The 22,719-nt window shown below is 59.6% G+C and carries 18 protein-coding genes; 13 read left to right on the forward strand and 5 right to left on the reverse strand.

All coding sequences use genetic code 11. From position 1 onward, the window contains the following. Positions 1-17 precede the first annotated feature (17 nt). The 5 genes from VY732_RS14805 to VY732_RS14825 all read left to right on the forward strand — a co-directional run bounded on the left by VY732_RS14805 (position 18) and on the right by VY732_RS14825 (position 5,559). A complete protein-coding gene (locus VY732_RS14805) occupies positions 18-980 on the forward strand; it encodes a carbohydrate ABC transporter permease (protein WP_331695832.1) in 963 nt (320 codons plus the stop codon). Beyond that, positions 977-1,819 carry a carbohydrate ABC transporter permease gene (locus VY732_RS14810; protein ID WP_331691060.1) on the forward strand — a complete coding sequence of 281 codons (843 nt, stop codon included), beginning with the start codon at positions 977-979 and terminating at the stop codon, positions 1,817-1,819. The genes VY732_RS14805 and VY732_RS14810 overlap by 4 nt, the downstream gene beginning before the upstream one ends. Positions 1,820-1,846: 27 nt before the next feature. Continuing rightward, positions 1,847-2,992 carry an ABC transporter ATP-binding protein gene (locus VY732_RS14815; RefSeq protein ID WP_331691061.1) on the forward strand — a complete coding sequence of 382 codons (1,146 nt, stop codon included), beginning with the start codon at positions 1,847-1,849 and terminating at the stop codon, positions 2,990-2,992. A 29-nt stretch (positions 2,993-3,021) separates the two neighbouring features. Beyond that, positions 3,022-4,491 carry a glycoside hydrolase family 32 protein gene (locus tag VY732_RS14820; protein ID WP_442968544.1) on the forward strand — a complete coding sequence of 490 codons (1,470 nt, stop codon included), beginning with the start codon at positions 3,022-3,024 and terminating at the stop codon, positions 4,489-4,491. Between the two features lie 75 nt (positions 4,492-4,566). After that, positions 4,567-5,559 (forward strand): LacI family DNA-binding transcriptional regulator, encoded by a 993-nt coding sequence (locus VY732_RS14825; RefSeq protein ID WP_331691063.1) that lies wholly within the window; start codon positions 4,567-4,569, stop codon positions 5,557-5,559. Positions 5,560-5,614: 55 nt separating this feature from the next. Here the strand turns inward: VY732_RS14825 and VY732_RS14830 are convergent, their stop codons facing one another. The 4 genes from VY732_RS14830 to VY732_RS14845 all read right to left on the reverse strand — a co-directional run bounded on the left by VY732_RS14830 (position 5,615) and on the right by VY732_RS14845 (position 10,528). Continuing rightward, the gene (locus tag VY732_RS14830; protein ID WP_331691064.1) at positions 5,615-8,014 is read right to left on the reverse strand and encodes a TonB-dependent receptor; all 2,400 of its coding nucleotides are present in this window, start codon (positions 8,012-8,014) and stop codon (positions 5,615-5,617) included. A gap of 67 nt (positions 8,015-8,081) precedes the next feature. Next, the gene (locus VY732_RS14835; protein ID WP_331691065.1) at positions 8,082-9,029 is read right to left on the reverse strand and encodes a FecR domain-containing protein; all 948 of its coding nucleotides are present in this window, start codon (positions 9,027-9,029) and stop codon (positions 8,082-8,084) included. Continuing rightward, positions 9,029-9,538 carry a sigma-70 family RNA polymerase sigma factor gene (locus tag VY732_RS14840; RefSeq protein WP_331691066.1) on the reverse strand — a complete coding sequence of 170 codons (510 nt, stop codon included), beginning with the start codon at positions 9,536-9,538 and terminating at the stop codon, positions 9,029-9,031. Before VY732_RS14840 ends, VY732_RS14835 begins: the two co-directional genes overlap by 1 nt. Positions 9,539-9,628: 90 nt before the next feature. Beyond that, positions 9,629-10,528, reverse strand: a complete 900-nt coding sequence (locus VY732_RS14845; RefSeq protein WP_331691067.1) for a helix-turn-helix domain-containing protein — start codon at positions 10,526-10,528, stop codon at positions 9,629-9,631. 162 nt (positions 10,529-10,690) lie between these two features. Between VY732_RS14845 and VY732_RS14850 the strand changes: the two genes are divergently transcribed. The 5 genes from VY732_RS14850 to VY732_RS14870 all read left to right on the forward strand — a co-directional run bounded on the left by VY732_RS14850 (position 10,691) and on the right by VY732_RS14870 (position 17,065). Further along, positions 10,691-12,049, forward strand: coding sequence for a glutamine synthetase family protein (locus VY732_RS14850; protein WP_331691068.1), 1,359 nt, complete (start codon positions 10,691-10,693; stop codon positions 12,047-12,049). A gap of 150 nt (positions 12,050-12,199) precedes the next feature. After that, the gene (locus VY732_RS14855; RefSeq protein ID WP_077572813.1) at positions 12,200-13,288 is read left to right on the forward strand and encodes a polyamine ABC transporter substrate-binding protein; all 1,089 of its coding nucleotides are present in this window, start codon (positions 12,200-12,202) and stop codon (positions 13,286-13,288) included. Next, positions 13,285-14,586: an NAD(P)/FAD-dependent oxidoreductase gene (locus VY732_RS14860; RefSeq protein ID WP_331691069.1), complete on the forward strand. Its 1,302-nt coding sequence runs from the start codon at positions 13,285-13,287 to the stop codon at positions 14,584-14,586. The genes VY732_RS14855 and VY732_RS14860 overlap by 4 nt, the downstream gene beginning before the upstream one ends. A 255-nt stretch (positions 14,587-14,841) precedes the next feature. Continuing rightward, positions 14,842-16,497 (forward strand): PqiB family protein, encoded by a 1,656-nt coding sequence (locus VY732_RS14865; RefSeq protein ID WP_331691070.1) that lies wholly within the window; start codon positions 14,842-14,844, stop codon positions 16,495-16,497. Between the two features lie 16 nt (positions 16,498-16,513). Continuing rightward, positions 16,514-17,065, forward strand: coding sequence for a PqiC family protein (locus VY732_RS14870; protein WP_116030356.1), 552 nt, complete (start codon positions 16,514-16,516; stop codon positions 17,063-17,065). Here the strand turns inward: VY732_RS14870 and VY732_RS14875 are convergent. After that, positions 17,023-18,327 (reverse strand): sensor histidine kinase, encoded by a 1,305-nt coding sequence (locus VY732_RS14875; protein WP_116030357.1) that lies wholly within the window; start codon positions 18,325-18,327, stop codon positions 17,023-17,025. The two genes, VY732_RS14870 and VY732_RS14875, sit on opposite strands and share 43 nt — an antisense overlap. Before the next feature lie 359 nt (positions 18,328-18,686). Here VY732_RS14875 and VY732_RS14880 point away from each other — a divergent pair, with 359 nt between their 5' ends. The 3 genes from VY732_RS14880 (at position 18,687) to VY732_RS14890 (ending at position 22,579) form a co-directional block, all read left to right on the forward strand. Next, complete coding sequence (locus VY732_RS14880) at positions 18,687-19,286, forward strand: histidine phosphatase family protein (RefSeq protein WP_123594548.1); 600 nt, start codon at positions 18,687-18,689, stop codon at positions 19,284-19,286. 63 nt (positions 19,287-19,349) lie between these two features. Continuing rightward, a complete protein-coding gene (arnT, locus tag VY732_RS14885) occupies positions 19,350-21,065 on the forward strand; it encodes a lipid IV(A) 4-amino-4-deoxy-L-arabinosyltransferase (RefSeq protein ID WP_331691071.1) in 1,716 nt (571 codons plus the stop codon). Beyond that, the gene (locus VY732_RS14890; protein WP_331691072.1) at positions 21,062-22,579 is read left to right on the forward strand and encodes an ArnT family glycosyltransferase; all 1,518 of its coding nucleotides are present in this window, start codon (positions 21,062-21,064) and stop codon (positions 22,577-22,579) included. Before arnT ends, VY732_RS14890 begins: the two co-directional genes overlap by 4 nt. Positions 22,580-22,719 lie beyond the last annotated feature (140 nt).

The following is a 22,719-nucleotide window of genomic DNA, read 5'->3' on the forward strand; positions in this document are numbered from 1 at the left end:
CAAGGAAGGAAATCACCATGTCTGTCTCTACGACCCATGCCCCCTTTGACGAGCTGCTGCTCGCGAGGGAAACGCCTGCACAACGTCGCCGGGTGCGCGCTGCCTGGCTGTTTCTGACGCCAATGCTGGTCTGCCTGGCTCTGGTGGCTGCGTGGCCGCTGCTGCGCACATTCTGGTTCAGCCTGACCGACGCCAGCCTGGCAGACACCGGTGGCGCAACCTTCATAGGCTTGAGCAATTATCTGTTGTTCAGCGATGCCGGCTGGTCGGGCATCCTCGTCGATCCACAATGGTGGAATGCGGTGCGCAACACGTTGTATTTCACGGTGGTCTCGGTGGGGCTGGAGGTCGTGCTGGGACTGTTGGTGGCGTTGCTGCTGAACATCAAGTTCACCGGCCGTTCGCTGGTGCGGGCGTTGATTCTGATTCCGTGGGCGATTCCGACGATTGTCTCGGCGAAGATCTGGTCATGGATGCTGAACGACCAGTTCGGCATCATCAATCACCTGATGCTCAGCCTCGGCCTGATTGACGCCCCTCTGGCCTGGACGGCAGATGCCGACCTGTCGATGTGGGCGGTGATCATCGTTGACGTCTGGAAGACCGTGCCCTTTGTCACGCTGCTGATGCTGGCGGCCTTGCAGATGTTGCCGAGCGATTGCTACGAAGCGGCCAGGGTCGATGGCATTCATCCGCTCAAAGTGTTCTGGCGCGTCACGCTGCCACTGTTGATGCCTGCACTGCTGGTGGCGGCGATCTTCCGCATCCTTGATTCCCTGCGGGTATTCGACGTCATCTATGTGCTGACCTCTAACTCGTCGAGCACCATGAGCATGTCGGTGTATGCCCGTCAGCATCTGGTGGAATTCCAGGACGTTGGCTACGGCAGCGCCGCTTCGACGCTGTTGTTTCTGGTGGTCGCGGTGATCGCCATGCTTTATCTCTACCTCGGACGCAGTCAACTGGAGGTCCGCGCATGAGCCCGCGCCTGCTGAAAAAAGCGCTGTTGCGCCTCGGCTTCTGGAGCCTGATCGGAGTGTTGCTGCTGTATGCGGTTTTCCCGTTCTACTACGCCATCGTGACCTCGCTGAAGCCCTCCAGCGCGTTGTTCGAGGTGAGCTACTGGATCGAACATCCCGACTTTTCCAATTACGCGGCGATCCTCCACCAGGCCTCATTCCTGCGGGCGATCGGTAATTCGCTGGTGGTTGCGCTGTGCGTGGTCACCCTGGCGCTGTTCCTCAGCCTGACCGCTGCCTATGCCTTGGGCCGGGTCAAATTCCGTGGGCGTGGCACGGTGTTGATGATGGTCCTTGGCGTGTCGATGTTTCCCCAAGTCGCGGTGCTGTCGGGACTGTTCGAAGTGATCCGCGCCTTGGGCCTGTACAACACGTCGTGGGCGTTGATCCTCAGCTACACGATTTTCACCCTGCCCTTCACCGTCTGGGTGCTGACCACGTTCATGGGACAACTGCCCCATGAACTGGAGGAAGCGGCAATCATGGATGGTGCTTCACCCTGGGTGACGCTGACCCGCGTGTTGTTGCCGATGCTCTGGCCAGCACTGGTCACCACAGGCTTGTTGGCCTTCATCGCCGCGTGGAACGAGTTTCTGTTTGCACTGACTTTTACCCTCACCGACAGCCAACGCACGGTGCCGGTTGCCATCGCCTTGATTTCCGGCGGCAGCCCCCATGAGTTGCCTTGGGGCTTGTTGATGGCTGCCTCGGTGCTGGTCACCGTCCCACTGGTGATTCTGGTGCTGATCTTCCAGCGCCGAATCGTTTCCGGTCTCACTGCCGGCGCGTTAAAGGGTTGATGCCCAACAAAGACAAGGAACAGCATCGTGATCAAATTGAAACTGGACAACGTCAACAAACAATTGGGCGGCGCGCGGATTCTTCGCGACATCAACCTGGAGATCGCTGCGGGTGAATTCGTAGTCTTCGTCGGCCCTTCGGGCTGCGGAAAGTCGACGCTGCTGCGCCTGATCGCCGGACTGGATTCGATCTGTGCCGGCGACCTGCTGATCGACGGGCGCCGGGTCAACGACCTGGAACCGCGCGAGCGTGGCGTCGGCATGGTATTTCAGTCCTATGCGCTGTACCCGCACATGAGCGTCTACGACAACATCAGTTTTGGTCTCAAACTGGCCAAGACTGAAAAGAGCAGCCTGCGCGAGCGCGTACTGAAAACCGCGCAAATCCTGCAATTGGACAAACTGCTGCAACGCAAACCAAAAGAACTGTCTGGCGGGCAGCGTCAGCGTGTGGCCATGGGCCGGGCCATGGCACGGGAACCGGACATTCTGTTGTTCGATGAGCCGCTGTCCAACCTGGATGCCTCCTTGCGGGTGCAGATGCGCAACGAAATCGCCCGACTGCATGACCGATTGGGCTCGACCATGATCTACGTCACTCACGATCAGGTGGAAGCGATGACCCTGGCCGACAAAATTGTCGTGCTCAATGGCGGCCATATCGAACAGGTCGGCTCACCGCGCGAACTCTATGAGCGCCCGGCCAGCCGCTTTGTCGCCGGTTTTCTCGGTTCGCCGAAAATGAATTTCCTGTCGGCACGCCTGCAGGCGCCGGGTGAAACCAGCCTGATCGATGCTGCCGTTTTGGGGATGACCACCCTGCCCTTTGACAGCTCGAACCTGGCGACGGACGCCTCGCTGAGCCTGGGCGTCCGCCCGGAACACCTGTCGCTCAAAGCGGCGCCGGGAACGGCTGGCGTTGTCGTGACCGGGGTCGAATACCTGGGCAGTGAAACCTATGTGCACCTCGATACCGGGCAGGACGAGCCATTGATCTGTCGTTGTGAAGTCAACGCCGGTTGGCAGACAGGCGATCGGGTCGAACTGCAACTGGACATCGCCAAGATCCACCTGTTTGACGCCGACGGCACGGCACTGAAGCGCCAGCCGCACGCCATTGAATCCGTGGCGGATGACCTCTCTCTGCGCTCAATCCGAGCACACGCCCTATGACCTTGTCTTTGAATACCGCGAGCGATCCCATGTCTTCGTCCCTTGACCTTGCGCAGCGCGCCCTGGCTGACAGCCAGTCTCGCGTCATCGAGGATTATCGACCCGGTTATCATATTGCCCCGCCGGCAGGCTGGATGAACGACCCTAACGGGGTCGTTTACTTCCGTGGCGAGTACCACGTGTTCTATCAGCATCACCCCTTCGACGCGAAATGGGGCCCGATGTATTGGGGCCACGCCAAGAGTGCCGATCTGGTGCATTGGCAGCACCTGCCCATTGCGCTGGCCCCCGGCGATGACTGCGACCGCGACGGCTGTTTTTCCGGGAGCGCCGTGGTCTGTGGCGATACCCTGGTGCTGATCTACACCGGGCACACGTGGCTGGGCGAGGTGGGTGACGAACGCTTGATCAAACAGGTTCAGTGCCTGGCAACCAGCAACGACGGCATCCGCTTCGTCAAACACGGCGCGGTGATCGACAGCGCGCCGCAAGACACCATCATGCACTTCCGTGACCCCAAGGTCTGGCAGGCGGATGGCTATTGGTACCTGATTGCCGGCGCACGTCTGGGCGACAGACCGCTACTGCCGCTGTACCGCTCCACGGATCTGCACGCCTGGGAATTCCTCGACTATGTGTCCGCCGGCAGCGAGGGCGATGGCTATATGTGGGAATGCCCGGACCTGTTTCGACTGAATGGACGCGATGTGCTGCTGTACTCACCACAAGGCATGCAAGCCGACGGTTATGACCGGCTCAACAAGTACCATACCGGTTATCGAGTGGGCCAGCTCGACAACCAGTGGCACTTCACGGGCGGGCCTTTTATCGAGCTGGATAACGGCCATGATTTCTATGCGGCGCAAACGCTGTTGGCCGCCGATGGTCGGCGCCTCGTCTGGGCATGGCTGGACATGTGGGAAAGCCCGATGCCGAGCCAGGCCCATCACTGGTGCGGCATGCTCGGATTGCCCCGCGAATTGGAACTGTGCGCCGATCGCCTTTGCGTGTATCCGGCACGGGAACTCAGCGCGCTGCGAATGACGCAATTGCCGGGGACGCCGTGGTGGGAAGCGTCGGGAACCCGCTGGGTGCCGGAGGTAAACGGCGACATGCTCGAAATCCATGTGCATCTGGATCTGCTCGGCTGCACTGACGGTCACCTGGGAGTCGCCTTGCGCTGCAGCGACGACGGCCGTGAAGAAACCCTGCTCTATTACGATGCATCACTGCAGCGCCTGGTGCTTGACCGTAGCCGCTCGGGTGCGCAAGTCACCGGCCAGCGCAGCGTCTCGCTAGACCCGACACAAGAGCGACTCGAGCTGCGCGTGTTTCTCGATCGCTCATCCATTGAGGTATTCGACGAAAACGGACGCTTCAGCCTCAGCAGTCGCCTCTATCCGCGCTCCGACAGTCTGGGTGTGAAGCTTGTGGCGAGCGGGAGTGGCGGCCGCGTCTCGATTGCCAAGGCATGGCCGCTCGATTCTGGATGGTCATGAGCGGCGTCATTCGGGTCGCGAGAAGCCCGGGCCCTGTGTCATGATTCTGCGTCAACCTGACCGGCCGCACTTCGCATGACTTCAGTGAAAGACGTTGCACAACTGGCCGGCGTGTCCCTGATGACGGTGTCTCGAGCGCTCAATACTCCGGAAAAACTGAGCCCCGAAACCCTTCTACGGGTGCGTCGTGCCATTGATGAACTGCAATTCGTACCCAGCCTGTCAGCGCGCAAGATGCGCGGTGACAACCTGCAGTCGCGCACCATCGGCGTGTTCGCGCTGGACACTGCGACCACGCCCTTCGCGGTCGAGCTGCTGCTGTCCATTGAACAGACCGCGCAGCAAGCCGGCTGGAATGTCTTTATCCTCAACCTGCTAAGCAATCCGCCCACCGACCAGAACATCGACCTGATGCTGTCGCACCGTCCGGACGGTTTGATCTTCAGCGCCATGGGGTTTCGCCAGGTCAGCATTCCCGAGCGCTTGAAGAGCAAGCCTCTGGTGCTCGCCAATTGTCTGGCAGATGACAGCGACCTCGTCAGCTATGTACCCGACGACGAAATGGGCCAGTACCGCGCCGTACACCACGCATTGAGCCTCGGCTACAAGCGGCCTCTGTGTATCAATCTGCCGAAACAGAGTCTGGCATGGGGGCTGCGAAAAAAAGGCCTGCAGCGTGCCTGTCAGGCATTCGGACTGGCGCCTGACACGCTCCTGCAATACGACCTTTCCGATCATGATGCCTACAGTGAAACAGCCGCTATCCTCGACCGGCATGTCATTGATGGTCGTCCCCAATTCGATATTCTGATCTGTGGCAACGACCGCATTGCCTTTTGTGCCTATCAGCTGTTGTTGGGGCGTGGTCTGAAAATTCCCGACGATGTCGCCGTGCTCGGCTACGACAACATGATCGGCATTGCCGAGTTGTTCATCCCGCCGCTGACCACCGTGCAACTACCGTACTACGAGATTGGGCGCCAGGCTGCACGGCATCTGATCGAGACCCTTGAGCTATCGGGAACTCAGCGAGTTGACTGTCCATTGGTGGTCAGGACATCACTGTAAGAGTGGGGCCGTTCGCTGATAGCACTCCCGATTGCTTAAGATTTGCCGAGTGGAATCAGAAATCCACCGTCGCTGAAAGCAGGTAGGTTCTCGGTGTCGACAACGTCAATCCTGGCTCACTGTCATCGGACGCCCCTGCCGAACTCCAATAACGCTTATCCAGCACGTTCTCGATATTCCCGCGCAAGGTGATGGTTTTGTCGTCAACCTTGAACGCATAGCGCGTCCCTACGTCGAAGCGCTCCCAGGAATCGATTTCCTTCTCGTTGGACTGATCCAGATACTGTGAACTCGAATAGATACCCCGCGCTGTCAGCGTCAGCCCCTGCACCGTCGGCACATCCCACTCGGCACCCAGATTGACGTTGTATTTCGGCGTCGCCGGCGCGCGATTGCCGTCGAAGGTGCCATTGGTGGTCTTGGTCAATTCGCTGTCGATGTACATCACGCCACCGAGCAAACGGAAGCCTTTAAGCGGTTCGCCGAACACGCTCAACTCCACGCCATTGTTCTCGCGCTTGCCATTGGGCCCGAAGACTCGCGTGGTGGCGTTGGTTTCGTACGCCGGTTGCTTGATGCGAAATACCGCAGCGGTCAACGCGTAGGCGCCGGCATCGTACTTGGCACCGACTTCAACCTGGCGGCTAATAAATGGCGGGAAGATTTCGTCTTCGTTGATGGAAGTCGACGGCGCGATCTTGCCTTGGCTCAGGCCTTCCATGTAGTTGGCGTACAGCGACAGCTTGTCTGTCGCCTTGAACAGAATCCCGCCCGATGGCGAGACCTTTTCTTCGTCGTAAGCCGTGTCGCCTTTGACGTCATCGCTCCAGTCATCAACTTTCACCCGCTGCCAGCGAGCGCCGAGGGTCAGCAGCAATCGATCGTCGAAAAAGCCCAGGGTGTCGGACAGCGCTACGCCGCTGAAGCGGTTTTCCGTGTAGACCTTGGCGTCATTGCGTGTCGGCGTGCCGGGTTTTGCTGTTTCCACCGGGTCATACAGGTTGCTGCGCCCTGCCGCGTAACGCGCGCCGCCGTTCTCGAAATCCATGTAGAAGTAGCTGGCCGCGAGGTTGACCTCATGGCTCACCGGCCCGGTATGGAACCAGTTGCGCACGCCGGCCGTGGCCGTGCGCACGTTCTCGTCGCGGGTGAAGTCGCGCGGCAGTACGCTGAAATCACCGGCATCGTTGGTGACGGAAACGGCGTGGCGCAAGAAGTCATGATTACTTTTGCGCGCGCCGACGCCGCCGTACAGCATCACCGAGTCATTGACGTCGAACTCGGCGTTGACTGTGCCGAAGGTGTCCTCGGTTTTCGCCTGGCTCCACGGTTGCGCGTAGTTGCGATGCACCTTATTGGCGCTCGGAACCTTGGCATTGGCGGCGACTTGCACGCGCTCTTGCGGCGCGTCGGTATCGCGCTCGGTGTGGCCGATGTCGGTCGAAAGTCGCAAGCGCTCACCGCGAAAATCCAGGCCGAGCACGGCCATGTCACGGTCGACACTTTGATGATCCCATTCGGTATCACCGGATTGTTTGACGCCGTTGAAGCGCAGGCCGAACTGATTGTCCTCACCGAACCGCCGGCCGACATCCACCGCGCCGCCGACCTGATTATTCGACGCGTAATTGGCCGTCAGCGAGGTGATCGGTTTGTCGGTGGCACGCTTAGGCACCACGTTGATCCCCCCGCCGACACTGCCCCGCGGCGAAATGCCGTTGATGAGTTGGCTCGGGCCTTTGATGATATCCACACGATCGGCCATTTCCATGTCAATGGTGTACGTCGGCAGTACGCCATAGAGCCCGTTGTACGCCACGTCGCTGTTGAACAGACTGAAACCACGGATAGTGAACTGCTCGTAGCGACCACCGGCCGGGTTGGTCGCGCGCACCGAAGGGTCGCTGGCGATCAGATCGCCCAGCGTGCGTGCCTGCTGGTTTTTCACGGCTTCGCTGGTGTAAGTGGTCATGCTGAACGGGGTTTCCATGAAGTCTTTCGACCCCAGCAAACCCTGCGAGCCGCGCCGCGCAACCTGGCCGCCGGCAAACACATCGGCATCACTGGAACCGGTGGCACCAAGAATCGACGTCGGCGCCAGTTGCAGGCTGCTGCCCTCGGCGGCTGGAATCAATGTGTAGGCCTGCTCGCCCAGCGGTTGCAGTTGCAGACCGGAACCCAGCAACAACCGGGTGAATCCCTCCTCCACGCCAAACTCGCCCGACAAACCGTTGCTGTTGCGGCCACTCACCAGTGCCGGATCGACCGACAGATTGACCCCGGCCAAACCGGCAAATCTTGTCAACACTGCACTCAGGCTGCCAGCCGGCACCTGATAGCTGCGCCGGGCGTCTTCGGCCCAACTGGATTGAATCAACACAGGGCTGACACTCAGGCTCAGCAGGAGGCTCAACTGCAACAACGGACGCAAACGACTTGGGAATACTGCGGGCATTGGAAGAAGCTCCAGATTTTGTTCACTTACCTGCAATGACCGGTGAGGCGAAAAAAAGGGACAGGCTTCAGACGATATTTTTTCGCGGCGCCAGCGTTACCCAGAAACGCGTGCGCGAATGCACCTCCAACGGCAGGCTCGCCGCCAGCAGGGCCAGCACTTTATCGGTGTCGTCGAGACGGAAACTGCCGGTGACACGCAGACTTTCAAGTGCTGGCTCCCAGCGCAAAAGACCCGAGCGATAACGGCTCAACTCGCGCAGGAAATCCCCCAACGGCTGGTTTTGCGCCATTAACACACCGTCACGCCAGCCCGGCATTTTGGCGTCGAACAGCGCGACCGGTCCGGCGCCGGAGGCCTGAAAATTGACCTGTTGCCCGGCGTTCAACTGCAGCGCCGGCCCGTGCAGCGGCTGCAACTGCACCGAGCCGCTGACCACCGACACGTTGCAGTCACGCTCGTTGAGGCGCACGCAGATTTCGCTGCGGCTGACAATGATCCGACCGTACGGCGCGTTGACCGTCAATGTCGTGCTACCCGGAACGTTGAGCGCCATTTCGCCGCGCACCAGCGTCAACTGACGGCTGGCCAGATCGACGTTAACCGCACTGGCGGTGTTCAGTTGCAAGGTGCTGCCGTCGGCCAACCGTATTCGTGTGTGCTCGCCGGTGGAAGTCTGCAAATCCGCGCGCCAGACGTCGAGCGGCAACTGGCGACTGATCAACCACGCCGTCGGCACCAAAGCCGCCAGACCCAGCGCCCTTTTCAGAGCTGCACGCCGCGCCAGATCCGGGCGATCGAGTGTGGCCATGGCCAATTCTGCTGGCAGACTGGAAAAGCGCTGGCGCAGTAATTGAATCTTCTGCCAAGCGTTTTCATGGCGGCTATCGCTGTCGCGCCAGCTCTTAAGGCGCACGTGATCGGCTTCACTGGCTTCGCCGGACTCGAGCAATGTCAACCACTGTGCGGCGGCACGCGCGACTTCACGAGCTTCGGTGTTGGGTGCTACGCGCATCATAGATCCAACATCAAACAATGCTCGTAGGCCATTGCCATATAACGTTTTATTGTGCGCTCGGAGACCTGCAGGCGCTCGGCGATTTCGCGGTATCCGAGGCCTTCGAGCTGACTCAAGAGAAAGGCCCGGCGCACGGCTCGGGGCAAACCATCGAGTAATTCGTCGAGCGCTTGCAGTGTTTCCAGCAGCAGCCAGCGCTGTTCAGGCGAAGGCACGCACTCTTCAGGCAATTGCGCGAGGGCTTCGAGGTAGGCTTTTTCCAGACAGCGGCGGGTGTAGAAGTTGCTCAGCAGGCGTTTGCCGACGGTCAGTAAATACGCGCGCGGCTCGCGCATGTCGGCGATCGGTTGCGCACTGCACAGCACGCGCAGGAAGGTGTCCTGACTCAGGTCCGCCGCATCCCAGGCATTGCCCATGCGCCGCCGCAGCCAGGTTTCCAGCCAGCCCCGGTGATCGCGATACAGTTCGTGCAGGTGCTGCGGCGATGGCGTCGCTGCTTCAGTCATCTCAAGAGTCCTGCGCGAAGTCAGTTTCAAATGAGAGTGATTCTATTTAACTTGCGCGCCGACACAAAGCCTTTTTATCCACGAAGTCATTCACGAGCGCTTCAAGGTCTCGCTCGGCAACTCCTTGAACAACGCCCGGTAACTGCTGGAAAACCTTCCCAAATGCCAGAACGACCACTGCATCGCCACCTCGGCCACCGTCGTTTCCGTGGGCCGGCATTTGAGCAACTCACGGTGTGCACTGTTCAACCGGCGCAGGCGCAGCCAGTGACTTGGCGTCATCCCGGTGTAGGCCTTGAACGCCTGCTGCAATTGCCGCAATGGCACCCCTGCCACCTGCGAAAGCTCAAGCAGATTGACCGTGTCTTCCGGCGAATCCGCCGCCCACTCTCCCACCCGTTTCATGATCATTCGTTCTTCGGTACGACGCTGTAAGCCACCACGATCGAGGCTGGCGTGAGCGTTGTCGAGAATAAACAGACAGTCTTCCAGCAGCTGTTTCGTCAGAGCATCTTTATCAAGAAGATCAACAGCTTGCGACACCTTCGTGAGAGTCGAGCTTAACCAGCGACTGAACAAGGCGTTCTGCCCGCAATTGAGTTGCGTCATGAACAAGCCTTCGAGTTTCGCCACATTCAGACCGTGCTGGCGGACGAATTCCGGGCCGAACACCACGGCAATTTCCTGATAGTTCTCCGGGGTGATCCAGATGTTGCGGCTCTCTTCATTGAGCAGGTACAGCGCGTTGTCGCTGCGATCAAAACAGAACGCCAGAGCACCCGACGGCGCACTGAAATTCTGCTCGACGCGGGTGTTCATCTGCTCTTCATAGACCTCGACACCCTGCAGATCCAGATAGCGGATCTGCCCGGCGAAATGGCCCGGCGACATCTGTTGGTAATGCTGAACCCAGCCTGGTGTCGCGCGGACTTGTTCGGCCACATCGGCGGTGTTGAACGCTTGAACCTGGAGCGGATTGCACGTTGTCATGGGGTGACCTTGCGCACTCTTTTGGTGCGCTTTGGTGCTGCTTAAAGTGGATAGATGGAACTGCAAGGCTCGCCCAAGATAGTCGTCAACGCGCCACAGGGGAAGGGGCGGAAGATGAAACCCGCCCTCCCCGGCGTCTATAAAACCAATAACGAGGTCTTTATGAATGCCCCTTTCGATCAGCTGTTCACGTGGCTGAAAGATCACAAGATTACCGAAGTCGAATGTGTGGTCAGCGACCTGACCGGCATTGCCCGCGGCAAGATCGCACCAACCAACAAGTTCCTGCATGAGCGAGGCATGCGCCTGCCGGAAAGTGTGCTGCTGCAAACGGTAACCGGGGATTTTGTCGACGACGACATCTACTACGACCTGCTCGATCCTGCCGATATCGACATGGTCTGCAAGCCCGTGGCTGACGCGGTCTACGTGATTCCATGGGCGATCGAGCCGACCGCCATCGTCATCCACGACACCTTCGACAAGTTCGGCAACCCGATCGAACTGTCGCCGCGCAACGTGCTGAAGAAAGTCTTGCAGCTCTACACCGACAAAGGCTGGAAGCCGATTGTGGCGCCGGAAATGGAGTTCTACCTGACTCAACGCTGCGAAGACCCGGACTTGCCGCTCAAGGCACCATTGGGCCGCTCGGGCCGTGCGGAAAGCGGTCGGCAGTCGTTCTCCATCGATGCCGCCAACGAATTCGATCCGCTGTTCGAAGACGTCTACGACTGGTGCGAACTGCAAGGTCTGGACCTCGATACGCTGATCCACGAAGACGGCCCGGCGCAGATGGAAATCAACTTCCGTCATGGCGACGCACTGGATCTGGCCGACCAGATCACCGTGTTCAAACGCACCATGCGTGAGGCTGCACTCAAGCACAACGTTGCGGCGACGTTCATGGCCAAGCCGATCGGCGATGAGCCGGGCAGCGCCATGCACATTCACCAGAGCGTGGTCGAAATCGCCACCGGCAAGCCGATCTTCGCCAATGCTGACGGGCAGATGAGCGAGCTGTTCCTGCACTACATCGGTGGTTTGCAGAAGTACATCCCGAAAGTGCTGCCGATGTTCGCGCCGAACGTCAACTCGTTCCGCCGCTTCCTGCCGGACACCTCAGCACCGGTCAACGTTGAATGGGGCGAAGAGAACCGCACTGTTGGCCTGCGTGTGCCGACCTCAAGCCCTGAAGCGATGCGTGTGGAAAACCGTCTGCCGGGTGCCGATGCCAACCCGTATCTGGCGATTGCCGCCAGTTTGCTCTGCGGTTACATCGGCATGGTCGAAGGTATCGAGCCAAGTGCCGGGGTACAGGGCCGCGCCTATGAACGCCGCAACCTGCGCTTGCCGATCACCATCGAGGAAGCGCTGACGCAGATGGAAGAATGCGAAACCGTTGCGCAATACCTCGGCGACAAGTTTGTCCGTGGTTATGTCGCGGTGAAGCGTGCCGAGCATGAAAACTTCAAGCGCGTGATCAGCTCGTGGGAGCGTGAGTTCCTGATGCTGAGCGTTTAAGACCTTCGTTGTCAGTACCACCGCTATCGCGAGCAGGCTCACTCCTACAGGGGAACGCATTCCAGAATGTAGGAGTGAGCCTGCTCGCGATTGCGGCAGCTCAAACAGCAAAGAACCACCTGAAAAATCCAAAAAATTAGAGGTGTAGATATGCGTCTGTTGAAAACCATGGTTCCCGCCGCTCTGGCCCTGATGTGCAGCGTCGCAGCCCAAGCCCAGCCACAAGTCAGCGTCTACAACTGGACCGACTACATCGGCGAAACCACCCTCGCCGACTTCCAGAGCCAAAGCGGGATCAAGGTGATCTACGACGTTTTCGACTCCAACGAAACCCTCGAAGGCAAACTGCTCGCTGGTCGCACCGGGTATGACGTGGTGGTGCCGTCCAACCACTTCCTCGCGCGTCAGGTGAAGGCCGGCGCGTTCCTCAAGCTCGACCGTGCGCAACTGCCGAACTTCAAGAACCTCGACCCGAAGCTGCTTGAGCTGCTGGAGAAAAACGACCCGGGCAACCAGCACTCGGTGCCGTACCTGTGGGGCACTAACGGCATCGGTTACAACGTCGACAAGGTCAAGCAAGTGTTGGGCATCGATCACATTGATTCGTGGGCCGTGCTGTTCGAGCCTGAGAACCTGAAAAAACTCACCCAGTGCGGCGTGTCGATGATGGACTCCGCCGACGAAGTCTTCCCTGCCGTGCTCAACTACATGGGCATGGACCCACGTAGCGAGAACCCGGAAGACTATAAAAAGGCGGAAGCGAAGCTGCTGAGCATCCGCCCGTACATCACCTATTTCCATTCCTCGAAGTACGTGTCGGACCTGGCCAACGGCGATATCTGCGTAGCCTTCGGTTATTCCGGCGACGTGTTCCAGGCCGCCAACCGCGCCAAGGAAGCCAAGAATGGCGTGAACATCGCCTACGCCATTCCGAAGGAAGGCGCAAACCTCTGGTTTGATCTGTTGGCCATCCCCGCCGATGCGAGCAACACCAAAGAAGCCCACGCCTTCATCAATTACCTGCTTGATCCAAAAGTGATCGCCAAGGTCAGCGCTTCGGTGGGTTACGCCAACCCGAACCCGGCCGCCAAGCAATACATGGATCCGGAGCTGGTCAACAATCCTGAGGTCTATCCGCCTCAGGAAGTCCTCGACAAGCTCTACATCTCTACCACCCCGCCCCAGGCGATCATGCGTCTGATGACCCGGTCCTGGAGCAAAGTGAAGTCGAACAAATGAATCAGTACACCCAAGAACACGCCCGCTCCTACTACGCCGCTTCGGCCCGGGCGAGCACACCGTATCCGTTGCTGGACGGTGACCTGACCGCCGATGTCTGCGTGATCGGCGGCGGCTTCACCGGGGTCAACACCGCTATCGAACTGGCCCAGCGTGGACTGTCGGTGGTGTTGATCGAAGCCCGGCGCATCGGTTGGGGCGCCAGCGGGCGCAATGGCGGTCAGTTGATCCGTGGCATCGGCCATGAGGTCGAAGGTTTCGCCAAGTATGTCGGCCAGGACGGCGTGCGTTATTTGCAGCGCGCCGGTATCGATTCGGTGGAGCTGGTGCGTCAGCGCATCGGCGATAACGGCATCGATTGCGACCTGCGCTGGGGCTTCTGCGATCTGGCCAATACCCCGGCGCAGTTCGCTGCCTTCAAGGATGAATTGGTCGACCTCGCCGAACTCGGTTACGCCCACGAAACCCGGCTGATCGGCCCGGAGCAGGTTCGCCAGCAGGTGGTCAACTCAGACATCTATGCCGGCGGTCTGGTGGACATGGGTTCCGGGCACCTGCACCCGCTCGATCTGGTGCAAGGCGAAGCGCGATTGGCAGCGGCGCTCGGCGTGAAGATTTTCGAGCAGAGCGAAGTGCTGGAAATCATCCACGGCCCGACCGTGCAGGTGCGTTGCGCTACCGGCACGGTGCGGGCTGGCAGTCTGGTGCTCGGCTGCAATGCGCATCTGGACGAGCTCGAACAACAACTCAGTGGCAAAGTCCTGCCCGCCGGCAGTTACATCATCGCCACCGAACCGTTGTCCGAGGCGCGCGCCGCGCAACTGATTCCGCAGAATCTGGCGGTGTGTGACCAGAAAGTCGGCCTCGATTACTACCGGCTCTCGGCGGACCGGCGCTTGCTGTTCGGCGGTGCCTGCCATTATTCCGGGCGCGATCCGGCGGACATCGCCGCCTATATGCGACCGAAGATGCTCAAAGTCTTCCCGCAACTGGCGGACGTGCGCATTGATTACCAGTGGGGCGGCAAGATCGGCATCACCGCCAACCGCTTCCCGCAGGTCGGCCGGCTCAAGCAACACCCGAACGTGTTCTACGCGCAGGGCTATTCCGGTCACGGCCTGAACGTCACGCACTGGTGCGCGAAACTGCTCGGCGAGGCGATCCACGCCGGTCACAGTCAGGGCATGGACGTGTTCAGCGGCGTGCCGCACATGACCTTCCCCGGCGGCCCGGCCTTGCGCTCGCCACTGCTGGCACTGGGCATGTTCTGGTATCGCCTGCGGGAAATGCTCGGCTGACAGTACAAACCGCGCTGACACGATCTAATCGTTCCCGGCTTTGATCGTTCCCACGCTCTGCGTGGGAATGCCTCAAGGGACGCTCTGCGTCCAGTGACGCGGAGCGTCACGGGCTGCATTCCCACGCAGAGCGTGGGAACGATCAGGTCGCGGCACATGCGCTATTCACATTTGCTCTATCGCCAAGCACTTCTATATTGATGAGGTGCTTTTGCGTTCCTGACGCTCAGTGCCCATTCAATCGAGGAGACATGGATGAAGTCGTCAGCCACCGACGAGCCGCGAGCACCAGGCCAAGCCCCAGTCAAAACCCGCCGTTTCGGCATTTCACTCGTCTGGATTGTGCCGATTGTGGCAGTGCTGGTGGGCATTTCGCTGGTGGTGCACAACCTGATGCAGGAAGGCCCTACGATCATCGTCAACTTCAAGACCGGCAGCGGCCTGACGGCGAACAAGACCGAGGTCAAATACCGCAACGTGGTCATCGGTCAGGTGACGGATGTCGAGTTGAGTGGCGACCAGAAAAGCGTCGACGCCACCATCAAGCTGTCCAAACAGGCGGAAACCTTCACGCGCGAAGATTCACAGTTCTGGGTGGTGCGCCCGCGCATTGGCGCCGGCGGCGTTTCGGGCATCGACACCCTGCTTTCCGGTGACTACATCGGCGCCGACGTCGGTCAGTCCGATGGCCGCGCAAAGAACTTCAAGGGGCTGGAAAATCCGCCGCCGATCACCTATGGCGAACCCGGCAAGCGCTTCATGCTGCATGCGCCGGACCTCGGTTCACTGGACATCGGCTCACCGGTTTATTACCGCAAGATTCCGGTCGGCCAGGTCGTCACTTACGCCCTCAACCCGGAAGGCAAAGGGGTCGATATCGAGGTGTTCATTCACGCGCCGAACGACGCGTTCGTCACCGAAAACACCCGTTTCTGGAATGCCAGCGGCATCGACATCAATGTCGGTGCCAACGGCTTTACCGTGAAGACCGAATCGCTGTCGACCCTGCTGGTGGGCGGTATTGCGTTCCGTGCTCCGGATTACAGTCCCAACGATGTGGCCGCCGCCGACGACAAGGATTACGAACTGTTCGCTGACCAGCAGAGCGCCCTCGCCCCGCCGAATGGCAAGGCGCAATACATGGTGTTGCGTTTCGAGCAGTCACTGCGCGGACTCAAGGTCGATGCGCCGGTCGAGTTCCTCGGTATGGAAATCGGCCGGGTCGTAGGCATCAACCTGGATTTCGATGCGAAAAAACGCACCTTCCCGCTTAACGTCGGCATCGTCATTTACCCGCAGCGTCTCGGTCAGGCCTACAAAAAGATGCTCACCGAATTCAAGCACGACCCCAACGACGAAGCCGCCGGCATCCGCCTGCTGGGCACCTTCATCGATAATGGCCTGCGTGCCCAGGCGCGCAGTGGCAACCTGCTGACCGGCCAGTTGTACGTCGCATTGGACTTCTTCCCGAAAGCGGAGAAAGTCGCGTTCGATCCGAGCGTTCGCCCGGTCGTTCTACCCACCGTTCCCGGCAGTCTCGAACAGCTGCAGGAAAAACTCGAAGCTGTGGTCGACAAACTCAACAAGCTGCCGGTTGATCGCATCGCCAATAACCTCGACAGCAATCTGATCGAGCTGCGCAAAGGCCTGACCCAGTTCAACGCCAAGACCTTGCCGGGCGTGCAGAGCACCCTTGCCGACGTCAGCAAGACCTTGCAGTCCGCCAGTTCAACGCTCGCCGAAGATTCGCCGCAACGCGAGAAACTCACCGAGACCCTTGACGAACTCGGGCGCATGTCGCGTTCGCTGCGTGAGCTGTCGGATTACCTGGGTCGGCATCCGGAATCGCTGATTCGTGGTCGCCCCGATAACGCCGCGCCTATCGATCTCAAAGGCCCGCCACGCAACTGAGCACAGGAGCTGAACCATGGCTGTACCGCTGAAAATCACCGTGCTCGCTGCGTTCATGCTGCTGGGCGCCTGCCGCAGCGACCCGATCAGCTTTCACACGCTGACGCCGGTGCAGATCGCCAATACCCGGACCGGCGCGCAGATTCCGATTGAAGCGCTGAGCGTGCCGCCGCAGGTCGACCGGGCGCAAATCGTTATCCGCCAGGGCAACAGCGGCCTGGCGATTCTGGAAACCGATTGGTGGGGAGCGACACTGGCGGATGAGTTGCGCGGTGCGTTGGCCGATCAATTGAGCAATACCAGTGGCCAAGGCAATGTTTCGGTGCGCATCGAAGTGCAACGCTTTGACTCGATCCCCGGTCAGTACGGCCTGATCGATGCGAAATGGCGCTTGCGTCCCGTCGGCGCCACTGACAATGGCTCGCTGACCTGCCGTTCGACCCTGCAATCACCGTCCGGTCCGACCATCGATGATCTGGTGGGCGCCCAGCAGAACAACGTCAAACGCCTGGCTGCGGCGATCAGTCAGGCCGCCGGCAATCCGCGCGGCTGTCCGCCCTCCTCCTGAATCAGCGTCACCGTGAAACGACAGCCATTGGGTTCACGGGTGGTGAGCTGCACTTGCCAGTGTTGCTGGCTGCAGATCCGCTGCACCAGCGAAAGCCCCAACCCGAGCCCTTCGCCGCGTTGTTCATCACCGCGCACGAAGGGCTGGAACATCGCATGGCGCTGTTCTTCCGGGATACCAATGCCGCTGTCTTCGACCACGAAGCTGTTTTCGAGCAGGGTCAGGCGCACGTAACCGTGGTCGGTGTAATGCCAGGCGTTGCGCAACAGGTTGCCCATCACTGATTGCAGAAAGGTCAGGTTGAAGCGTCCGGCGCCGGCATGCAGCGGATCGTAGACAAACTCCAGGCCTTTTTCGCGGATCAAGCGGCCCCACACCTCTGTCTGCGCATCGGCGATTTCTTTCAGCGTGCACGTAGACTGCACGCGAACCTCTTCAGGCTTGCGCGCCAGCATCAGAAAGGTTTCGACCAATTGACGCATCTCGTGGCTGGCCCGGGCGATCCGGCTGACCTGTGCGCCTGAACGGGCATCAAGCGACGGGTTGGCCAACAGCAACTCGCAGGATGTTGTTAGCACCATCAATGGTGTGCGCAGTTCATGGCTGACATCGCTGGTGAAGAGTTTTTCGCGGCTCAAGGTCGCGCGCAGGCGTCCCAAAGTCTGATCGAACGACAGCGCCAGTTCGCCGACTTCATCGGCGGCGTAATCAGGGTGCAATGGCGGCGCGACCTCGATGAGCTGATCGCGATGGCGCACTTGTCGGGCCAGGCGAATCACCGGCGCCATGACCCGTCGTGCGAGCAAGCGGCCGAGGACCAGCGCCAGAACGATGCTGAGGATGAATCCGACGATCACCACAATAAACAGCAGATGCTCACGCTGTTCGAGGCTTTCCTGGTCACGCAGCAGCACGTATTTGCGCCCGCCGACGGCTTCGACCATGGCGTAGAAGGCATCACCGTGGAAGGTGATTTCCTGAAAACCCAAGGGTAACTCGGCCAGTTGTCGAGTCAGTGCCAATGGCCCCTGCCCGCCCTCGAAGAAAAACAATTCGCTTTTTTCCGGTGTATGGCTCCAGAGACGGATGTCGTCCATTGCCAATAACCGGTGTAGCCCCCCGCTCAATGTGGTGGTGGTCAACTTGCGCTCCACCACATGCACGGTCGCGACGATCCCCAATGCAAAGACACCGGCGACTAAAGCGCTCATCAACGCAAACACGATCACGATCCGTTTCGTCAGGCTTTGCTTGAGATCCATGCGCTTGAGTGGCTCCGTTGTTTGGCAGCATTGAGCTTCACCGCAAGAGTGGCGTCCTGGTAAGCCCCTGGACAAACAAAAACAGTATTTGAGTTTACTTATCAAATAGCCGCTTTAGTTGCCCCTCTCAACTTCTGGCAATTTTTTCACATGTTCTTCACCGCGCCCCGACGAGCTTGAACGTAGTGTTCAGCCAGCCTTCAAGTAAACAGTCGTAAAGTTGCTCGCTGCCCAAGCCTTGCGTTGCACTGAATGAACTATCTGGCATTTAAAGAGGCAACATTGTGGCGCAATCATTTCAGTTGAAACATTTATTCCGCTACCGGCGTATGCCACGCTTTCGGCTATGGATTGCACTGGTGTGCGTCGTGCTTGTGGCCATTCTGGTCAGCGGGTTTGTCTGGTGGCCACGCTCGCCGACCGACCTCGATCATGCCGGGCGCAGCACCACCGCTGAATGGATAAAAGCCTGGCGGGCCGGTGAAGTCGTTGCGCTGGTGCGGCACACCGAACGTTGTGACCGCTCAAGCAATACCTGCCTGGGCCCGGCGGATGGCATCACCGAAGTGGGCAGCACTGCGGCGCAAGCGGTCGGCCAAGGCTTTGTGAAACTGGGCATGCAACAAGCCGTGGTGTTGAGCAGCCCGCTGACCCGTACGGCGCAAACCGCGCATTACATGTTCGGCCACGATGCCCTTGCCGAAGACTGGCTGGCCACATGCGGGCCGACACTTCGCGATGAAATCGTCGCGCGCAAAGTGGCGCAGCAGAATCTTGTGCTGGTCACTCACAGCGGCTGCATCAGTGATTTTGAAAAACAGACCGGTTTTCCTCATGCGATTGCTGCCGAGTATGGAAGTACCTTGCTTGTAAGAATTGATAACCGGAAACAACTTACAGTGTTGGGCATTATCAATACGCCGTTCTGGCAGATATTAGACGTTACACATAACCAATGAAAAAACCGCCACGGCTTCTAGTGTTTTAAGCCAGATACTTTTTATTCGTCACAAGGCTCAGTCATGACGTCCGATACCCCACCGTTGCGCCACGCTGCCCGTCATTTGATGCAACCTCCCTCGCTGATCGAGCGCTGGGCGATCCCCGGGCTGATCCTGGCCTTTGTGCTGTTCTATCTGCTGCCGCTGATGACCCACGGTTTGTGGATCCCCGATGAAACCCGCTACGGCCAGATCAGCCAGGAAATGCTCCTGAGCGGCAACTGGGTCGCGCCGCACTTCATGGGCATTCGCTACTTCGAGAAACCGATTGCCGGCTACTGGATGATCGCCATCGGTCAGGCGATTTTCGGCGACAACCTGTTCGGTGTGCGCATCGCTTCGGCCGTCAGCACTGGGGTCAGCGTCTGGCTCGCCTACCTGTTGGCGCGCCGGCTCTGGAACAACCCGCGCATCAGCGCTGCCTGTGCCTTGCTGTACATGAGTTTTGGCCTGATCGCCGGTCAGGCAGGCTACGCCAACCTCGATCCGCAGTTCACCTTGTGGGTCAACCTCAGTCTGGTGGCGGTGTGGTTTGCCATCGACAGCAGCACCACAAAGGCCCGCCTCGGCAGTTGGGCATTGCTCGGCGCCGCTTGCGGCATGGGCCTGATGACCAAGGGCTTTCTGGCCCTGCTGCTGCCGGTGCTGATTGCCCTGCCCTACATGATCTGGCAGCGCCGCTTCGGCGAACTGCTGCGCTACGGTCTGGTGGCGGTGCTGGTTGCTGCGCTGGTCAGTGTGCCGTGGGCATTGGCGGTACACGTTCGCGAACCGGACTTCTGGCGGTTCTTCTTCTGGCATGAACACATTCGCCGTTTCGCTGCGGGCGATGATGCCCAGCATGCGCGGCCGTGGTGGTTCTATCTGCCGTTGCTGTTTGCTGCGACATTGCCGTGGGCCGTGCTGTTGCCGTCGACGTTGATCCGCACATGGCGCGAAAAGCGCGAGGCAAAAACTGCGTTTCTGGCGCTGTGGTTTGTGTTGCCGCTGGCCTTCTTCAGTCTGAGCAGCGGCAAACTGCCGACCTACATCATGCCGTGCCTGTTGCCGTTGGCCTTGCTCATGGGTCACACCGTGGTGAAATGGCTGGAGCAGCGCCACACCAAGACTTTGCGCCTCAACGGCGTGATCAATACGGTTCTGGCCAGCGTTGCCCTGATTGCACTGATCTATCTGCAGGCCACTAAAGAAGTCTACGAAAACACCGAAATGTTCAGCCTGTCGCTGGTGTTTATCGTGCTGATCGGCTGGATCATCGCCAATGCCCTGCAAATCATGCGGCCGCTGACGATGTGGGCCATGCCGGCGCTGGGCATTGGCCTGTTGATTGCCTTGCTGCCCGCCGCCATGCCGGCAACGATCGTCGACAGCAAGATGCCCGACCAGTTTATTGCCGAGCATCAACAGGCGTTGAGCGAAGCATCCTCGCTATTGAGTAACGATCTGGGCGCCGCGTCGGCGTTGGCGTGGCGTCTAAAGCGGCCGCAAGTGGATCTGTTCAATACCGTCGGTGAACTGAAATACGGCCTCGACGATCCGGCCATGGCTGCCCGCAAGGTCGGTCTGGACGATGTCGGTCAGTGGATGACTGACGCCCGCAAAAAAGGCTCGGTGGCGGTGGTGATGCGCGTCAACAGCACGCAGGAAGCCCAGGAAATCGAATTGTTGCCGGCAGATGGCAAGCATTACCAGCGCGGCAACCTGCAGATCTACATCTTCGCCAAGCGCCAGCCATGATCGAACAGGCCAACGAACGCAGGGCCTTGTTCATTCTGCTGTCCGCGACTGCCCTGATGCTGCTGCTCGGGCTGGGCAGTCGCGAACTGTGGGGCGCGGAAACCCGTTGGGCCAATATCGCCTTGCAGATGCTGCAGAGCGGTGACTACTTCGACCCCTATCTCAAGGGCGATCCGTACTACGACAAACCACTGCTGTCGTATTGGCTGATCACAGCTTCGTCCTGGCTGACTGGCGGGTTGGGGCCGTGGTCGCTGCGTTTGTCCTCGGTGATTTCAGCGTGGCTCAGCGTGTGGCTGGTGCATTTGCTGGGCGAGCAGTTGTTCCGCAAGGGCACCGGCTTGATTGCCGGATGGATGCTGGCGACGACGTTCTATTTTGTCTTCTGGGCGCGGGTCGCCACGGCCGACATTCTCACGGTCTGCGGGGTCCTGGCGGCGGTGTGGTGGTACTGGCGCGGGCCGGATGACACTCGGCTGTGGCGTTACGTGGTGTTTTTCGCCTTGCTGTCGCTGACGTCGCTGTTCAAGGGACTGATCGGTTACATTCTGCCGGGGCTGGTGTTGCTGCCGCATCTGCTGCAAGGCCAGCGCTGGAAACGCCATCTCAATCGGCGTTTGTTCGCGGCATTGCTGATCGCCGGGGCGTTCTACATGACGCCGTTCCTGCTCTCCCATGCCTATGGATCGCCTGACTACCGGCAAAACGGCCTGGATCTGGTGTTGCGGGAAAACGTCGTGCGGTTTTTCCAGCCGTTCGACAACATCGGACCGATTTACACCTACTTGTTGTATCTGCCGATCTACACCCTGCCATGGGCGCCGTGCTGGCTCATTGCGTTGTGGGTGGCGCTGCGAAACTGGCGAAACATCGAACCAGACACCCGCTGGTTGATTCAGGGGCTAGGCCTGTTGCTGCTGTTTTTCACCGCCAGCGGCAGTCGGCGCAGCTATTACGTGTTGCCACTGGTGCCCTTCGCGCAACTGCTCGGTGCGTGGTGGATCACCCGGCGCATGGCCGCGCGCAAGCTCGACGGACGCGGTTGGACAATCGCGTTTGCAATCGCTACGGCCGTGATGGCCGGTGTGCTCGGTGTGCTGTATCCGTGGACCAACAGCGCTGGCGGCGTGATCCGTTTTGGCGAAACCGTGCGCGAGCAGGCCAGCCAACAGGCACCGCTGAATCAGTGGCGCATGGTCATGATCGAGGTCGACAATAAAGTGCCGATGTACCTGCAAACCGGCGGCGCGCCCTTCTACTATGTGGCAGAAACCGCAGACTTCCCCCGTGCGGGCGACAGCGCTGCGTTGTTCGCCTGGCTGGAGCGCACTAGCGGTCAGCATTGGGATGCGCAACGCACCATCATCGTCGCGCAATACCGAAATGGCGATTCGCTGCCGCTGAATTATCTGAGCGCTGATCACCGGACCATCACTACCACGCCGACTCGCGGTGAGCAGGTGTTCCACGGCCGCCACGACCAGAGCGTCGCCTACCTGCCCAATCCCTCCTGAACACCTGACGTGAAATGACGCACGGCAATCGTGCGTCGTCGAGTCGCTGCTAATCTGAATGGCAATGACATGTATTAACGGTTTGTTTGACGTTTTTTTCTCATTTGCCTCTCTACATTGCCTGCGGCTGAATATCTGCA

Origin of the sequence: Pseudomonas sp. ZY71 (genome assembly GCF_036542145.1) — a bacterium.
In the GTDB taxonomy this organism is placed as follows: domain Bacteria; phylum Pseudomonadota; class Gammaproteobacteria; order Pseudomonadales; family Pseudomonadaceae; genus Aquipseudomonas; species Aquipseudomonas koreensis_A.

Coding starts and splice junctions, on each gene's coding strand:
- VY732_RS14860 (WP_331691069.1), top strand. CDS start 13,285: ATGAATCAGTACACCCAAGAACACGCCCGCTCCTACTACGCCGCTTCG.
- arnT (WP_331691071.1), top strand. CDS start 19,350: ATGACGTCCGATACCCCACCGTTGCGCCACGCTGCCCGTCATTTGATG.
- VY732_RS14840 (WP_331691066.1), bottom strand. CDS start 9,538: ATGACTGAAGCAGCGACGCCATCGCCGCAGCACCTGCACGAACTGTAT.
- VY732_RS14805 (WP_331695832.1), top strand. CDS start 18: ATGTCTGTCTCTACGACCCATGCCCCCTTTGACGAGCTGCTGCTCGCG.
- VY732_RS14845 (WP_331691067.1), bottom strand. CDS start 10,528: ATGACAACGTGCAATCCGCTCCAGGTTCAAGCGTTCAACACCGCCGAT.
- VY732_RS14830 (WP_331691064.1), bottom strand. CDS start 8,014: ATGCCCGCAGTATTCCCAAGTCGTTTGCGTCCGTTGTTGCAGTTGAGC.
- VY732_RS14810 (WP_331691060.1), top strand. CDS start 977: ATGAGCCCGCGCCTGCTGAAAAAAGCGCTGTTGCGCCTCGGCTTCTGG.
- VY732_RS14850 (WP_331691068.1), top strand. CDS start 10,691: ATGAATGCCCCTTTCGATCAGCTGTTCACGTGGCTGAAAGATCACAAG.
- VY732_RS14870 (WP_116030356.1), top strand. CDS start 16,514: ATGGCTGTACCGCTGAAAATCACCGTGCTCGCTGCGTTCATGCTGCTG.
- VY732_RS14825 (WP_331691063.1), top strand. CDS start 4,567: ATGACTTCAGTGAAAGACGTTGCACAACTGGCCGGCGTGTCCCTGATG.
- VY732_RS14865 (WP_331691070.1), top strand. CDS start 14,842: ATGAAGTCGTCAGCCACCGACGAGCCGCGAGCACCAGGCCAAGCCCCA.
- VY732_RS14855 (WP_077572813.1), top strand. CDS start 12,200: ATGCGTCTGTTGAAAACCATGGTTCCCGCCGCTCTGGCCCTGATGTGC.
- VY732_RS14875 (WP_116030357.1), bottom strand. CDS start 18,327: ATGGATCTCAAGCAAAGCCTGACGAAACGGATCGTGATCGTGTTTGCG.
- VY732_RS14890 (WP_331691072.1), top strand. CDS start 21,062: ATGATCGAACAGGCCAACGAACGCAGGGCCTTGTTCATTCTGCTGTCC.
- VY732_RS14835 (WP_331691065.1), bottom strand. CDS start 9,029: ATGCGCGTAGCACCCAACACCGAAGCTCGTGAAGTCGCGCGTGCCGCC.
- VY732_RS14820 (WP_442968544.1), top strand. CDS start 3,022: ATGTCTTCGTCCCTTGACCTTGCGCAGCGCGCCCTGGCTGACAGCCAG.